This is a genomic window from Ideonella sp. (assembly GCF_044358605.1).
In the GTDB taxonomy this organism is placed as follows: Bacteria; Pseudomonadota; Gammaproteobacteria; order Burkholderiales; family Burkholderiaceae_C; genus Ideonella.
In genome coordinates, this window is sequence record NZ_JBIKNQ010000058.1 from 20,693 (window position 1) to 35,557 (window position 14,865).

Consider the following 14,865-nt stretch of genomic DNA (forward strand, 5'->3'; position numbering starts at 1 on the left):
GCACCATGACACTCCCCAAAATGTTGATGATCGGCCACAGCCACCTGGCCGCCCTTGAAACCGCGCAGATGCAGCGCCGCGCCAGCGCCACGGCCCGCAGCCTGCCCATCACCGTGGCGCAGTTGCGCAAGCCCGCCTACCGCATGACGCCGGAGGTGCCGCCCACCTCACCCGAGGCCTTCAGCCCTGCGGTGCGCGAACTGGTCGAGAAGCTGCAGCCCGAGCTGATCGTCTCGGTCGTGGCCGGCAATGCCCACACGGTGCTGAGCCTGATCGAGCACCCGGTGCCCTTTGACTTTGTGATGGAGCCACACGCCGCGCTGGACGAGCGCCGGGCCTTGCTGCCCCTCTCGTTGGTGCGCACGCTGCTGGAAGGACAAATGCGCATGGGCCTGCGCGTGATGCGGGCACTCAGCCACCTGGCCCAAGTGCCGGTGGTGCACCTGGCGGCACCGCCGCCCATCCCGTCAGAAGCCCACATCCGCCAGCACCCCGAGGCCTTTGCCGAGGCCCTGGCCGACGGCAAAGTCACCCCGGCCGCCATCCGGCTCAAGCTCTGGCACCTGCACGAGCAGCGCGTGGCCGAGCACTGCCGCGAGCTGGGCTTTGCTCAACTGCCCGTGCCGGAGGGCACCCAAGACGAGCACGGTTTTTTGCGCCCCGAGGGCTGGAACCTCGACCCCGCCCATGCCAATGCCTGGTATGGCGAGCGCGTGTTGCAACAGCTGGAGACCCACGCCGCCGCCTTGGCCGCATCTTCTGTTCAAAAGGCCACCGCATGAAGCGCCACCCCTACGACGGCCTGCCCCGCCATGCCAACTGGCGCCGCGCCCTGGTGGGCGCGTCCATTGCGGAGGTCGACCCTGTCGTCAGCTTTCCGTTCAAGCTCAGCGCCACCGACCGCATCGCCACCGCCGGCAGTTGCTTTGCCCAGCACATTGCGCGCCACCTGCGCCGCCGCGGCTACAACTACTTCTGCACCGAGCCCGCCCACCCCATGCTCAGTGCAGAGCTGGCCCAGCAGTACAACTACGGCACCTTCAGCGCGCGCTACGGCAACCTCTACACCGCGCGGCAACTGCTGCAGCTCTTTCAGCGCGCGCATGGCCAATTCAGCCCAGCCGATGAGGCCTGGCAAGAGGCCAACGGCAGTTGGCTGGACCCGCTGCGTCCGCAAGTCCAACCCGGTGGCTTTGCTGCGCTGCGCGAGCTGCAAGCCGACCGCCGCGCCCACCTGGCCGCCGTGCGCCAGCTGTTTGCCGAGCTGGATGTGTTCATCTTCACCTTAGGCCTCACCGAGACCTGGCGCGCCCGCAGCGACGGCACCGTCTACCCCGTGTGCCCCGGTGTCTCTGGCGGCGTGTTCAGTGCCGAGCAGCATGAGTTTCACAATTACACGCACGACGAAGTGGTGGCCGACATGCTGGCCTTCATCGATGCGCTGCGCAGCGTCAACCCCAAGGCCCGCGTCATCTTGACCGTCTCACCCGTACCGCTGATGGCCACCGCCGAAGACAGGCATGTGCTGGTCTCCACCACGCTCAGCAAGGCCGTGCTGCGCGTGGCCTGCGAGAGCCTCATCAAGGCGCGGGAGGATGTGGCGTATTTCCCCTCCTACGAGATCATCACCGGCGCTTACACTCGCGGCAGCTACTACGCGGACGATCTGCGCTCAGTCACCGAACCTGGTGTGGCGCATGTGATGAAGCTCTTCTTGAAGCACGCCACCGACCGCCCCGCGCAAGCCCCCGTGCCCACCCCAAACCCCGCCCCCGCCCAGCGCGACGCCCACCTGGCCCGATCTGCACACTTGGTGGAGGTGAACTGCGACGAAACCGCCCTGGACGACGGCACGGACTGAAACGCCGCCCTTTGTTGTTTGAAGATGCCTGTCACTCTCTTTGCCGCCGCCGCCGACTACCAACTGGACCAGTTCTTGTCCAGCCGCAAAGCCGCCGCGCACATCGTGGCCCCGGCTGATGTGCTGCAGCACTTGCAAGCGCTGGCGCCCCAAGCCGCGTGGAGCAGCGGCACCACGCTGGACGACATCCCCAAGGGCAAGAAGCGCCTCTTCATCTACGACCCGCTACACGAAGCCTCGCTGGTGCAAACCGCTCGGCAGCGCTACCCACAGATGGACGTGCTGGGCGTGCTGCACCACGTCATCCCCCGCTTGGCCTGCTCGCCCAACGGGCGCAAGGGCGAGATGGGCGCCAAGCCCCAAGGCACGCCCCAACAGCACTTTGCCGTGGTGTGCACCGCCCGCACCGGCAGCACCTTTTATTGCGAACTGCTGCAAGCCGGTGGCCTGGGTGCACCGCGAGAGCACCTGCGCCCGCCGCTGGTGCATGTACTGCGCCAAGCCAGCGTGGCCCGCGAGCAGGTGTTTGACGAAGTGCTGTCCTGCGGCCATATAGATGGCCTGTTTGGCACCAAAGTGATCTCTGAGTTTTTGTTTGACACCGTTGGCAAAGCCCAAGCCGCCGACACTCTGGCCTGCCTGCATGAACGCGGCTTCAAGTTCATCCACCTCAGCCGGGACTTGGCCGAACAAGCCGTCTCCAAATATGTGGCGGGCCGCACCGACCTGTGGCATGTGCATGGCCAAGTGCGCAGCCAACACCAAGCTCGCATTGCCCAAGTGCCTTACGACCAAGCCGCCCTGCACCAGCACTACCAGCGCGCCAAAGCAGAAACCGAAGCCTTGAATGAAGCCCTGGCCCGCCTGCCGGCCACCGCAGTGCTGGCGGCCCGCTATGAAGACTTCACCAGCCAACCACTGACCGCGCTGCAAGAGGCTGCCAGCTACTTGGGCCGCACCGCAGCCCTGTCTCGCGTGGACTTCAGCACCCTGCCCGCGCGGCTCTCAGCCGCCGCCCCCACGATGCAAGCCATGGCTCAGCGCCTGCGGGAAGAAACCCAAGCGCGCTGACCCCTGCCTGCAACAGCCTTTGGGGCGCAGATCACTCAGCAGATTCCCCCATCCATCAACCCAGTACACCGCAACGAGGAGCCCTCATGAGCACACACAAAAACACCACGACCCCTCTGGCCCTGCTGGCCGCCGCCTTGTGCGTCGCCTTTGGAGCCACCACACCGGCCATTGCGCAAACCACGGGCACCATCAAAAACAGTGGCTCTGTAGGTGCCGTGTTCAACATCAGCACCGCGCAGACCTACTACTACGCCACCCGCGCCTTCAAAGCCAAGCAAGACGCGCTGTGCCAAGTCACCAGCAGCATCCAAGTGCTGGACACCACCCCACCCCTGGCTGGCTCCACCACTGCCTTTGTGCGCGTGGCGGCCAACCGCAGCGGCGTAGACAGTGACGACGGCATCCTGCGCCACTTCCTGACTAGCCACGGCATCTCCGGCTACCAGCCCACCGTGACCCGCACCGCCCTGATGCCCATCACCGCCGGCCAAACCGTGCAGTTCGGTGTGTCTCTGGGTGGCGCAACCGCCTGGGAAGGCGCGTCGATGACGGTGCAGACGACGTATCTTTGCTACTGACCCGCCGCATGGGGGCGTTGGGGCTTGAGATAGGCCTCAACCCGCTTGTCGGGCATGAACCAGGCCAGGGCCACCAAGAAGTAGATGCTCAGGCTGAGTGCCGGTACGGTGAACGCCGCCGCCATGCCCAGCAAGTAAGCCAGCAGTGACAGCTTGGCCTTGAGGTTCACCTTGAACAGGTGTTGGATCTCCTGGTTCTCTACTTCTTCTTCAGCCACAAGGGTTGTCAAAAGCAGCCAAGCCAAGCTCGACAAAAACAAGACCAAGCCATAGAACGCCACAGGGTGCGCGCTGACCGGCGACTTGCCCACCCAGGCACTGGCCAGTGGCAGCAGCGACAGCCAAAACAGCAGGTGCGAGTTGGCCCATAGCAAGCGCCCCGAGACCCTGCTGGCGATCTGCCACAAGTGATGGTGATTGTTCCAATAGATGCCCACGTAGAGAAAGGTCAACACATGGGCAGCGAACTCCGTCAGCAAGGGCGAGAGAGAGGCCCAGTGCGTTGACTCTGGCGGCTTCAAGTTGAACACCAAGATGGTGATGATGATGGCGATCACGCCATCGCTAAACGCCTGCAATCGGCTTGAGTTCATGGCCGTACTGCCCTTCAATGAAACAGCCAACGCGACACCCAGCGCGTGTAGCGCGGCATGATCACGTAGACCATCAAAAACACAATGCATGCAGCCACCAGCAGCTTGCCCGCCAGCATGCCGCTGAACCCCTGCAGTTGGGCCAACAGCCCCGACAGCGCCCACGGCACAACCACAGTCAGCGGAAAGATGGCCGAGAGCGTGATGAGAAACTGCTTCCAGGGCACAGGCGGCTTGCCCGAAGGCGACGTGAACCAGAAGTCCAGCCCTGTCTGAATGACATAACGGTCGGCTTTCTCCAACACAGGCTCCACGCGCGCTAGAAACTCCCGCCGCACGTCCGACTCGATCCACGCTTGCAAGGCCGCCACACCCGCAAACCGGATGATCACGGTGTAGGTGGCGTGGCCGCCCACCGGGCGAATCACATCTGTCGAGAGGTAGCCAGGAAAGCGCCGACACGCCTCCTTCACCTCCAGCAACCAACGCTCGTAGTCGTGCCATGCATCTCGGCGCGGCTGATGGACGATGATGCCCGTCACGGTTTCATCAGTGGCAGTGGCAGCGGCAGGCACTGCGGGTTCGGGCTGGGTCATGGCAATCTTGCTCGTGTTGAAAGGCGTTTGGCGCGCCCGCAGCGCGGCGGACGCGCCAAGGGGCTTACTTGCCGCCCTTGAGTGCGAAGTAGCTGGTCATCAGGTTCTTGTAGTCAGGGATGTGGTTGGCACACAAAGCGCCCAAGCCTTCCACGTCATTGCGCCAGTCGCGATGCAACTCGCAAGCCATACCAAACCAAGTCATCAGCTGCACACCCGCCGCAGACATGCGATTCCAGGCAGAGTCGCGCGTCAGTTCGTTGAAGGTGCCTGAGGCGTCGGTGATGACGAACACCTCAAAGCCTTCTTCAATGGCATCCAGCGCCGGGAAGGCCACACACACCTCAGTCACCACGCCAGCGATGATGAGTTGCTTCTTGCCCGTGGCCTTGACGGCCTTGACGAAGTCTTCGTTGTCCCAGGCATTGATCTGCCCAGGCCGCGCGATGTAGGGCGCATCCGGGAACATCGCCTTGATCTGCGGCATCAGTGGCCCGTTGGGGCCCGTCTCGAAGCTGGTGGTGAGAATGGTGGGCAGGCCAAAGAACTTAGCTGCATCGGCCAATGCCAACACGTTGTTGTTGAACTTGTCCGGCTCGATATCCCGCACCAGCGACAGCAGACCCGCTTGGTGGTCCACCAGCAGAACGGCGGCGTTGTTTTTGTCGAGTTTGACGTAGGGCTTGCTCATGGTCTTCTCCAGGTTTGACCTTGGGTTGGAATGGCCGCAGCGGCGGCGGTGAAGGCTTTCGACCCGGCGGATCAAGTCCAAGTCGTCGTCCAGTTCGTCATGCACGAAGTCACTTTAGATTCGGGACGACACTCGGATAAGTGGGCTAAATTGCGCCTCACTGTCCTATTCATAGAACAGCCAACCTGCCCAAAATCCGCGCTATGGAAGACCTCAACGACCTCTATTACTTCGCGCGGGTTGTCGAACACGGCGGCTTCGCGGCTGCGGAACGGGCCACGGGCGTGCCCAAGTCCAAACTCAGCCGCCGCCTGGCGGTGCTGGAAGAGCGCCTCGGCTCGCGCCTGCTGCACCGATCGACCCGGCACTTCTCCGTCACAGAAGTCGGCAAAGTCTTTTACGACCATTGCCGCGCCATGCTGGTCGAGGCCGAGGCTGCCCACGAGGCCGTAGAGGCCACCCGCGCCGAGCCCGCTGGCACGGTACGCATGAGCTGCCCCATCACCTTGCTGCACGTACACGTCGGCGCCATGCTGGCCGACTTTCTAGCGGCACATCCACGGGTGTCGCTGCAGCTAGAAGCCACTAACCGCAAAGTTGAGCCTGTCAACGATGGCGTCGATCTCGCCATCCGCGTGCGCCCTCCACCACTGCCCGACAGCGACCTGGTTCTGCGTGTGCTGGCCGACAGCCCCCAGTGCATTGTGGGCAGCCCCAAGCTGCTGGGCGCCGTGGGCAAACCCAACGCCCCCGAAGATTTAGCGGCCTTTCCGAGCTTGTCACTCGGCCCCGCACACAGCGAACACGCCTGGACCATGATCGGCCCGGACGGCACCGAAGCCACCGTGACTCACCGCCCCCGCATGGTCACCGGCGACATGGTGGCCCTGCGCACCGCCGCCTGCGCGGGCGTGGGCATCGTGCAACTGCCCACGCTGATGCTGCGCGAAGACCTGGCCAGCGGCGCGCTGGTGTCATTGCTGCCAAGCTGGGCGCCGCCACGCCAGATCATCCACGCCGTGTATCCCTCACGCAGATGCTTGCTGCCGGCGGTGCGCACGCTGCTGGATCACTTGGCGGAGCGCTTTGGTGCGCTGGAGCAGGGCTAACTGCCCGCATCACTGGGCGACAGTAGGCCGACGCTGAACGCTCTTGGCAATGGCCTGAGCCATCTCAATGAACTGGTCTTGGTTCAAAGGCGTTCTGCCTTGCGCCAACCGCACGTCTTGCAGAACGTGCAAACGAATGTCCGGCACATCCTCAGCAGCTTTTGGGTTCCCGCGCACTACCGCGTAGTAGCCATAGCTCTGCGAGCCATCATCCATCGTCAAACGCACAAAGGATTGCCGCCCCTCATATCCGGCGAGGGTCACCGGCTTTGTGGTTGTGGGCAAGAGCCATAGGGATTCGTACTTACGGGCCTCATTCAAAGCAAGATGCCAAAAGCCAGCAATCTCCGACTCAGGCTCGGCATTCTTGTTGCGCAATTTGACTTCAGCATCAGACATGCCACCCATAGAAAGAAGTTGCTCAGGCTTGAACGCCGAAGCATCGGTGAGGGTGACTTGAATATCGGGATGGTCCTTCAGTCTGTAACTCATACTCAAGTTACGCTTAGGCATACCATCGTCCGGCACAAAAACATATGGCATACATAGCCCAGGCACCTTGGGAACGTCAAAAACAGGCCTGGGAACGGCCTTAAGAAGCCGCTCTGCCACCTCAATGCTTGGCCCAAACCTGATCAAGTTGTCGCCAACAAAGATCGTTCCCCATATCGAGCCAGGGTATCGCCGAATGACACCGCCATCTGACGTCCTTGACTCAGTGAAGCCGCGACGGAAGCGAAACACTTTTTCTCCACTTGGCGAAGTACCGGTAACCTCAGTACCTTCCGCCAGAGCGAACTCGATGAACCTCTTCTTCTCGTCCGCAGTGAGCGGGTGGCTGACGAGGTAAGAGTTTGCCAAATGTGCCGGTGTTCCGTCAGGAAACGTCGGCTTCTCGATTGCGCTGCCTAATCTGAAGCTGCTCACCTTGCTGTTAAAAGTGGCTGCTGGATAGACATATCCCGGCAGCTGGAACTGCATGCGTCCCACACATTCGGTTGACCAATTTTTGGCAGCCGACTCAGACTGCGAACTGCAAGCCTGCAGGCTGAAAATCATCAGTAGTGGGCAAAGGAGCCACCGTCCTAGCGTGCTTCTTGTCATGCGTGTGCTCATCCGGTTGAGTCCAATACATTTGACGAGCAAGTTGCCTGCGCCTGGGAAGGCGCGTCGATGACGGTGCAGACGACGTATCTTTGCTATTGAGGTGAAGCGGCGGAGGGCTGCAGCAGCGCCCTCACCGCCCGCTTCGATTCACTGAGTGTCAGCGCGTCTTGTCCGCGCCGAGCTCAAGGTCTGCTCAAAGCGCTGCAGGCTTTGCTCAAAGGGTGGCGGGTCGACCTTCACATCGTCCGGCGCCGTCTGCTTGTCAAAGCTGCGCATGTTCAGAGAGATGTGTGGCAACACCTGTGAGCCAGGCACGCCACCCACGCCTGCATAGACGCTGTAGCCCGGCGCGCCCTCTGCGGTGGAGATGCCTCCCAACAAGCCGCCTCGCGCACCAATCTTGGCGGGCTTTGGCCCCAGCACCTTGAGCTTTCGGCCGTAGCTGTTGCCAATCACGGCAGAAACCGTGGCGCGCGCAGTCGCTTCAATCAGCGGGTCATTGGGCTCGTAATTGCGCTCGCCCACAACGCCTGTACTCAAGGTGTAGATCACGCCAGGGCTGTCTGCATAGCGAAACGACACATCGGCGTTGAAGGGCCCTTTGCCATCATCCGCAATAAAGCCATGCGGGATGCAAACGCCCGCCTTGTTGGGCACTTGGTAGAGCGAGCGGGGCTCAAAACGACTGAGCAAATCTTTGAATGCCGCCACACGTTGCTCGAACGGTGGCTCGCCTTCACCGCCGGTGGACATGAACTGAAAGGCATAGCCGCCGCGCAGCAGAAACGCGTACAGCGTGGGGCCAGCGATGTAGCCCGTGCTGTCGGGCAGGCTCCAGTCGGTGGGGTGCCAGTCCTTGTCGAGGTTTTGCTTGCGGGCAAGCAGTTCCTTGACCTCCTTATCCAGGTCCTCAATGTCTTGCTTAAATCCGGCAACCTGGCTTGGATCGTCTCGATAGTCGGGCCTGACCATTAACTCCGCTTGACTCTGGGCTAGGCTGCGCTTTCGCCGGATGTTTTCGTCAAAGTCTTGCATGGCGATGCTCTTGTAGACCCCTCGCATGCGCTGAAGCTCCTGAATTGAGCGAAGGTTGGCACGATCAAACACCAGCACAGCCACATTGCCCAGCTGAATGCCATCCTGGTCACCGCGAAGCAGGCGGGAGAACCCCAGGATTTCATGATCGGTCCCTTCGCGCGGCAAACCCCACTCAAACGAGGAAGCAGGTGCCACCTCAAACACCAATCGCCCCAAGCACTCGCTGCGCGCAGCCGCAGTCGGTACGTAGTTGGGGTGGTAGGCCTCTGCAATGTCTTGTGGTGAAGAGCCGCGCGGCTGAAGCTGTGCCTCGCTGGGGCTGCATGCGGCAAGGCCAGCCAAGGCTCCCACACAAAGCCAGCGGGACAAGCCCATTGAACTGAATCGCTGTGCGGATAGGTGAGCGATCATGCTGAAGATTCCTTCTTGCCGGGGCTGTTTTCTGCCAAGGCGTGTTGGGTGGCTGACTGCTCGTTCAATGCAATGATGGCGAGATGCGACTTGGTGAACAAACTGTCTTCGCCCCGGGTCCACTCGGTGGGCAAAGCCACGATGAAGCCTTGCACACCTCGCGGTGCCTGTGCAGACGACGGATATTTGCTACTGAGGTGAAGGGGGCATGCGGGCTGGGGGCCCTGACTCAATCTCGGATACAAGCGCGCATCGGGACCACCGTGTGATCGCGGCAAATCTTGGTGGGCCCGTTACCTACACCGTAGACATCCCAGGGCTCTTTAGCTGGAATCCGAACGCGAGGCCCTGAGTACATTGGGCTGCTTGGCACTTCGCGAGAAGGTACGGCTCTTACTGAACCATCCGGCAGGAAGTGCACATAGAGTGCGGATATCTCAGTTGGTTCGAAGGGGTCAACGGGAACGTCTTTGACCTCATAGAGGTCAGTTTCGCCATCTCGCCAATTCAAGCCCCCCCATCGGACGGACACCTTCATCCCAGGGCTCCACACCCTGGGTAAGTTGACGCAACAAACCCGGCTTCCTCCCTTGCCTGCTTGCTGCCCAGAGACCCCGTTCACCCAAAAGTTCTGGACACTGACGTGGTCTGGCAAATGGTCGATACCGGATATGGGAAGCGCTAGGTTGCTGTTCTGGCTCGCTTGAGATCTTGATACTTGGGCGCCAGCCCGAGATGGTGCCATCACGCTGAATGCGCCGAACCACAGACACACCAGTAAGGCTGAGGGCAGCTTGAAGGCTGCATGCGGCCGATCGTGCATTCAGGTTTCTACTTTCCGGCGCGAAATCCAGGCAACGCAATGCGCCAGGCTTACGTCACCATCGTTTGGGTGTCTTGCGGCGGGATCTGGGTCAGCCGAGTGTCGTTGCCCTCGAAGCGCACGCGGTAGCGCAAGTAGCCCTCGGGCTCCCAAGTGCCGGGCAAGTCAACACCCACCGCGAGTGGGGCCTCATAGGGTTTGAAGCCTGCGTAAGAGTCATGGCAATACTCAGCAAACAGGGTGTGCTCCGCCAGCGTCAATTGCCGCCATGCGTTTGCACGAGAAACCACTTCAGCGGCTGTTGCGGACAAACTGCTCATGGCAGACCGAAGCCGCTTTTTCTCTTTGCGAAGTGAATCGATCTCTCCGTGATTGGAACTGATCGCGGAATGCTTCTTCTCTGCGTCTGCCAATCGCTTATCAATCGTGGCCGCGGCCTGAACGTCCGCATAGTCTTTGATCAAAGTTGTATTCGCTCCAATCAAATCGGCACGGTCGTTCTCGCTGGCGCGCAGCGTGGCTGGGAGTTGTGCAAAGTAATCTCGGACCCGAATCCGCCAGGTCAGGTAGTCCATCAAGCAGTCCTTCATGCGCCGACCGCCGGCGCCGTTGGCCGACACGAACTCGTCGTAGGCCTTTTGCAGGCTTGGGGCGATGGCGTAGCAGTCCCAACGACTTTGCTCTATCGCCAGCCTCTTGTTCAACGGCACCTTGGCCGCAACGGCCGCCTCAAACATGCGATTGAGCGGGATCTGAGACAACTTCTCGCTATCTTGTCGCCCTGGGCCTCGCCCCTGGTCCAACGGTGAGTACCCCCCGCCGACATTGGAGTGCATGCCCGGGAAGCGGAACTGCCGCGTGCGTGGGGGCATCACGCCCTCTTGACGAATATCTTCTAGCGGGAACGCGCTACGGTTCTCATGCATGGCGGCGTAATGCTCGCAATGCCGCACACGCGCCGGTATGCGCATATAGGGCGCATCGCCCCAGCCTTGGTGCCCGTCGGTGAACGAGGTCACAGAGGCGCCAACCCCTGCCGCCGAAACTGTGTCAAACAACCCGACAAAGCGGATATGCGCACGCACGCCTGCCAGCCTATCGCCTTGAAAAAAAGCATCTAGCCAGGTGCAAAACGTCCGGGCCTGGGCGGCGCCTCGGGAAAACCCAAACACATCAATGAACACCTCCACCAACTGCGGTTTGGGGGTGCAGGCAATCTTGGTCGCAAGCTGCGCGAACTGAGCTTTGAAGAAGGTTCGCGGTGGCTCACATGGGTCAGGCTCATCAGCAAGCCCCCTTTGCGATCCATGCCCACAGGCTTGAGCGCCGCCTGCGTCTGCTTGCTCAAGTTAGGCTCATTGGTGCGCGGGTTGATTCCGACCATGCCCTCAGTGCAAAGGGCTTTGATCGTCTCAGGGGAAATCAAGCGCCGGTTGCCCAAGGAAATAGCTTGGTACATGCTGTTGAGCACGTGCAAGATGCCGTAGTTGATGCGCCCATCACCCCCGGCACCAAATCCCGCCCCCGAGCCTCGCGGTTCTGGCTCACCCAACTCAGGGAAGGGCGTACCCACACCGGGTACATAGAGCCGGAAATACCCCCCTACTGGATCATTAGGGTATGACCGAAACAGGCGCGCCACGTTCGAGTCGCTGCGCTGCTCCAACTGGGTCAGGGTATTGGGCTTTCTTTCACTCCACCAGTTGGCGAGGCCCTGGCGCCAGTTCCCATCGGCCTTCTCGACCCAGCCTTGGTTATTGCCCGTGCCATCAAAAAAAATCCCAATGTGGATATTGAGTTCGCACTTCTCCGCCCGGCAAGGCAGGGTGGGCACCGTCGCGGTCACATCAGCCGTGTTGCCGGGGTGTGGTGATGCACTGACTTCACTCATGGGGTCTCGTCCTTAGCTGCATCCTCCACCTCGGCAAACAAGGGCTCATCAGGCTTGAAGTCGTACTCCTCCCAGGGTTGCTTGCGTAGCACCGTATCGTATGAAGGACCGGGGTAAAAGCCGCCAGTGCCCCACGCCGCATACATGGAGGACACCGCGCGCACAGAGCCATCCGGCAAGAAATGAATGAACAACTGCCCAACCTCTTCATAGCGATCAACGGGCACAACACGCTCATGCATGCTGAACACCTTGCGCTTCCAGTTGGTCACGGCCCAGCGCACTTTGACGGTCAAGCCTGGGTGCCATTTCCTGGGTAAGGAGACACAGCAAACTTCGCTGCCACCTTTGCCGGCCTGATGGCCGCTGGTGCCATTCACCCAAAAATTCTGGATACTTAAATGCTCCGCCAAGTGATCCAAGCCGGTGATGGTGGTTCCTATGCCGTCCTCGGCGGGCTTGGCGTCACAGGCACTGAGGGGCACCAGTAGGCTTATCGCCATCAGAGCCAGCCAGCGGCGCGTTTGGGGCCAAAGGGCAAGAGTCATCGTCATGGCTGCAACGCTTATGCTTTGTGTACGGGAGGCAGAGGGCCGGTAGGGTCTGCGTCTACGGAGAGAGTCTGTATCCATGTCTCAAGGGCTTGCGCCTGAAGCACTTGGCCCTCACTCAGGATTGTTTGGCAAGCGGCGGCCCTGCGGCTAGTCCAATGCGCGAAGCCTTGTGCATCGCACCAGCTCAGCGCCTGCTTCATCCACTGATAGTGCGCATTATTGTTAAGCGGCTGAATGCGCTCATCTCGCAGTTCGCCCAGCATTTGTGCCATGCGGTCTGGCTCACCTGCGTTGATCAGCGCCTCAAATTGTCGAAGGCTCAATACCGGCAGTTCGGCTGATACACCGCGAAGGCCATCTGCAAACTCTTGGGGCTCGCCAAATCGATCCATCCATCGCCAGCTCAGCAAGGGCCCCTTCACGCGTGCCAACAAAAACTCTGGCCAAGCCATCTGCATGGCTTGCAGCACGCGTGTGTCCGCATACCTCAGATAAAAACGCTGCTCGTCATCAGTTTGCACCGTAGCTAGGCCGCGCAAATGCACAAGCACATCTGCCGCAGTCCCCACCGAACTCAGCAAACTCAAGCCAAGGTTCAACGGCGGCGGCAGGCTCGCCCACTCTGGCAACGCGCTGGCCTCGACGAGCCAGGGACCGATCAGCTTGGCTTCTGGCCCTTGTGTGTCGTACAGCGCGACAGCACTCGGATGGTCCATCAGCCGCTGCATGAGCGGCAACCCATGCAAGATGCTGCCATCCGCCAGCAAGTAATCGTGTGTCATGAGCGAATGTCTCCCATCACACAGGCACCAACGCAGCACCGCTCATGGCAGCTCTGAAGAAGCAAGGTAGGCAGAAGTCGTGCTTTGTCATCGGGTCCAAGGGGTAGCGAACTTGGCTCGGCCCCCCAAACTTCCTCACACTCGCCTTCACCGTAATGGTCCCTGGGCACTGCACCGTGATGTTGCCGCCCTCTAGGGTGATGTTGGCGCCGCCCGCTGTTGTGAGGCTGATCTTCTTGGCTGCTGCCCAGTCGATGTGGCTGTTGGCGCTTTGGATGTTGATGCGGCCTTTGGCGGCCACTTGCAGGGTGCTGGCTTGGGCTTGGAGGCTCAAGTTGCCTTGGGCGGCGATGAGGCTGAGGCCTGTGCCTGCGGCTTCGGTGCCGGGCTTGATGGCGCCGCCCAGCATGCCGATGGCTTGGCCGCTGTGGATACGTAGCGCCCCGCCTGTTGCGGCGCTGCTGTGTTGGCCTGCGGCGAGGGTGAGTGTCTCGGCGGCGGCGGTGTGGAGGTCTTGGCCTGCGGTTTGAATGAGCCCGGCGCGGGCGCTGATGGCGATGACGGGGGCGGTGGCGTGGGGCAGCGCTTGGGCTTTGTCGGTGGCGCCTTTGATGCTGGCGGCGTCGCCTTGGGCTTGCTCCCAGCTTTGGCCCACCAGGCCGCTCAAGGCGGTGTAGAGGGCGTTGAAGGGGGCGTGTTCTGGGCTGAGGCTGCTTTTGTGTTGGCCGCTTGTGCCTTCGTGCCCGGCCAGCTTCACGGCTTGGTGGGTGGCTGCGGCTTGGCTGAAGCTTTGGCCCAGGGCTTGGAGCTGTTTGGCCAGAGCTTGGCCGGCCACGTTGTCGCCAGCGGGTTCTTGCTCGGGCAGGCCGTAGCTGCTGATCAGCACGCCTTGGCCCGCGCGGATGGCGCCGTAGGCGTCGGTGCGCAGTTCAAACCCCAGGCCTCGGAAGCTGCCTCGGTGGTTGTCGGCCTGGTGCACCAAGTGGCCCAGGTTGAGCTGGCTGGCGTGTTGGCTGGTGGCGAGCTGCGTGCGGAGTTGGCTGGGCGTGTCGTCAAACACCAGTTGGTTAAAGCCTTGGCCGCCAAACTCTTTGGTCTTGAAGCCGCTCAGGGCCGCTGGGTTGGCCTGCCCGCCTGCGGTGTGGCTGTGGGGGCTCGCGCCATGCCAGGCGGGGCTGTGGCCTGCGCCCATGAGGTTGCCTTGGGCGCTGGGCTGGTGGTCGCTGCTGTGGGCAAAGACGGTGGTGTCGCTGTCCTGGTTCACTCCGCCCGGGCTGGGTGCATTGCCTCCTTCACCCTGGCCGTTATAGAGCGTGCCGGTGATGACGGGCCTGTCGATGTCGTTGTCCAAGAAGGTGACGATCACCTCTTGGCCGATGCGGGGGATGAACTGGGTGCCCATGCCCGGCCCGGCGGCACTTTGGGCCACGCGCACCCAGGTGCTGCTGGCACTGGTGTTGGGCAGGGCACTCCCACTTTGCGCGGCATGGCGCTGGAAGGGGAACTGGATGCGCACGCGCCCCAGGGCGTCCATGTGCAGCTCGTCGGCCCCGCTGGCTTGGGTGTGGCCGTCTGGGCCGACCACGGTGGCGGTCATCAGGCCGGGGCCGGTGTGGCGGGGGTTGAGGCGCGCGCCGCTGCCGTCTTGCAACTGCGGCCGCCAGGGGATGGCGATGCGGCTGGCTTCAAACTGGTTGGCATAGCCACGCTCGTGGGCTTGTTGGCGCAGCTCTGGGGGCAGCCATTGGGGCAACTGG

17 protein-coding genes are annotated in these 14,865 nt (G+C 61.8%); 5 read left to right on the forward strand and 12 right to left on the reverse strand.

Features of this window, described 5'->3' with window-relative positions:
- Window positions 1-5: 5 nt before the first annotated feature.
- The 4 genes from ACIQ3Q_RS18095 to ACIQ3Q_RS18110 all read left to right on the forward strand — a co-directional run bounded on the left by ACIQ3Q_RS18095 (window position 6) and on the right by ACIQ3Q_RS18110 (window position 3,513).
- Window positions 6-782: a hypothetical protein gene (locus ACIQ3Q_RS18095; protein WP_396270577.1), complete on the forward strand. Its 777-nt coding sequence runs from the start codon at window positions 6-8 to the stop codon at window positions 780-782.
- The gene (locus ACIQ3Q_RS18100; protein ID WP_396270578.1) at window positions 779-1,861 is read left to right on the forward strand and encodes a GSCFA domain-containing protein; all 1,083 of its coding nucleotides are present in this window, start codon (window positions 779-781) and stop codon (window positions 1,859-1,861) included. The genes ACIQ3Q_RS18095 and ACIQ3Q_RS18100 overlap by 4 nt, the downstream gene beginning before the upstream one ends.
- Window positions 1,862-1,885: 24 nt before the next feature.
- Window positions 1,886-2,932: a Stf0 family sulfotransferase gene (locus tag ACIQ3Q_RS18105; protein ID WP_396270579.1), complete on the forward strand. Its 1,047-nt coding sequence runs from the start codon at window positions 1,886-1,888 to the stop codon at window positions 2,930-2,932.
- Window positions 2,933-3,018: 86 nt separating this feature from the next.
- Window positions 3,019-3,513: a hypothetical protein gene (locus ACIQ3Q_RS18110; RefSeq protein WP_396270580.1), complete on the forward strand. Its 495-nt coding sequence runs from the start codon at window positions 3,019-3,021 to the stop codon at window positions 3,511-3,513.
- Here ACIQ3Q_RS18110 and ACIQ3Q_RS18115 read toward each other — a convergent pair.
- The 3 genes from ACIQ3Q_RS18115 to ycaC form a co-directional block, all read right to left on the reverse strand.
- Window positions 3,507-4,106: a TMEM175 family protein gene (locus tag ACIQ3Q_RS18115; RefSeq protein ID WP_396270582.1), complete on the reverse strand. Its 600-nt coding sequence runs from the start codon at window positions 4,104-4,106 to the stop codon at window positions 3,507-3,509. The two genes, ACIQ3Q_RS18110 and ACIQ3Q_RS18115, sit on opposite strands and share 7 nt — an antisense overlap.
- A gap of 14 nt (window positions 4,107-4,120) precedes the next feature.
- Window positions 4,121-4,702, reverse strand: coding sequence for an antibiotic biosynthesis monooxygenase (locus ACIQ3Q_RS18120; protein ID WP_396270583.1), 582 nt, complete (start codon window positions 4,700-4,702; stop codon window positions 4,121-4,123).
- A 64-nt stretch (window positions 4,703-4,766) separates the two neighbouring features.
- Window positions 4,767-5,393, reverse strand: a complete 627-nt coding sequence (gene ycaC, locus ACIQ3Q_RS18125) for an isochorismate family cysteine hydrolase YcaC (protein ID WP_396270584.1) — start codon at window positions 5,391-5,393, stop codon at window positions 4,767-4,769.
- Window positions 5,394-5,596: 203 nt separating this feature from the next.
- On the opposite strand from ycaC, the gene ACIQ3Q_RS18130 reads away from it, so the two are divergent.
- Window positions 5,597-6,502, forward strand: a complete 906-nt coding sequence (locus ACIQ3Q_RS18130) for a LysR family transcriptional regulator (protein WP_396270585.1) — start codon at window positions 5,597-5,599, stop codon at window positions 6,500-6,502.
- A 9-nt stretch (window positions 6,503-6,511) separates the two neighbouring features.
- Here the strand turns inward: ACIQ3Q_RS18130 and ACIQ3Q_RS18135 are convergent, their stop codons facing one another.
- From ACIQ3Q_RS18135 to ACIQ3Q_RS18175, 9 genes are all read right to left on the reverse strand, one after another.
- A complete protein-coding gene (locus tag ACIQ3Q_RS18135) occupies window positions 6,512-7,561 on the reverse strand; it encodes a T6SS immunity protein Tli4 family protein (protein WP_396270586.1) in 1,050 nt (349 codons plus the stop codon).
- 195 nt (window positions 7,562-7,756) lie between these two features.
- Window positions 7,757-9,058 (reverse strand): T6SS immunity protein Tli4 family protein, encoded by a 1,302-nt coding sequence (locus tag ACIQ3Q_RS18140; RefSeq protein ID WP_396270587.1) that lies wholly within the window; start codon window positions 9,056-9,058, stop codon window positions 7,757-7,759.
- Window positions 9,055-9,198, reverse strand: a complete 144-nt coding sequence (locus tag ACIQ3Q_RS18145) for a hypothetical protein (RefSeq protein WP_396270588.1) — start codon at window positions 9,196-9,198, stop codon at window positions 9,055-9,057. The genes ACIQ3Q_RS18140 and ACIQ3Q_RS18145 overlap by 4 nt, the downstream gene beginning before the upstream one ends.
- An 89-nt stretch (window positions 9,199-9,287) precedes the next feature.
- Entirely contained in the window at window positions 9,288-9,881 is a 594-nt protein-coding gene (locus tag ACIQ3Q_RS18150) for a DUF3304 domain-containing protein (protein ID WP_396270589.1), read from the reverse strand.
- 50 nt (window positions 9,882-9,931) lie between these two features.
- Entirely contained in the window at window positions 9,932-11,071 is a 1,140-nt protein-coding gene (locus tag ACIQ3Q_RS18155; protein ID WP_396270590.1) for a T6SS phospholipase effector Tle1-like catalytic domain-containing protein, read from the reverse strand.
- Window positions 10,999-11,772 carry a hypothetical protein gene (locus tag ACIQ3Q_RS18160; RefSeq protein ID WP_396270591.1) on the reverse strand — a complete coding sequence of 258 codons (774 nt, stop codon included), beginning with the start codon at window positions 11,770-11,772 and terminating at the stop codon, window positions 10,999-11,001. Before ACIQ3Q_RS18160 ends, ACIQ3Q_RS18155 begins: the two co-directional genes overlap by 73 nt.
- Window positions 11,769-12,326 (reverse strand): DUF3304 domain-containing protein, encoded by a 558-nt coding sequence (locus ACIQ3Q_RS18165; RefSeq protein WP_396270592.1) that lies wholly within the window; start codon window positions 12,324-12,326, stop codon window positions 11,769-11,771. The genes ACIQ3Q_RS18160 and ACIQ3Q_RS18165 overlap by 4 nt, the downstream gene beginning before the upstream one ends.
- Window positions 12,327-12,337: 11 nt before the next feature.
- Window positions 12,338-13,108: a DUF4123 domain-containing protein gene (locus tag ACIQ3Q_RS18170; RefSeq protein ID WP_396270593.1), complete on the reverse strand. Its 771-nt coding sequence runs from the start codon at window positions 13,106-13,108 to the stop codon at window positions 12,338-12,340.
- 16 nt (window positions 13,109-13,124) lie between these two features.
- Window positions 13,125-14,865, reverse strand: a 1,741-nt coding sequence (locus tag ACIQ3Q_RS18175; protein ID WP_396270594.1) for a type VI secretion system Vgr family protein, incomplete at its 5' end; no start/stop codon positions are given.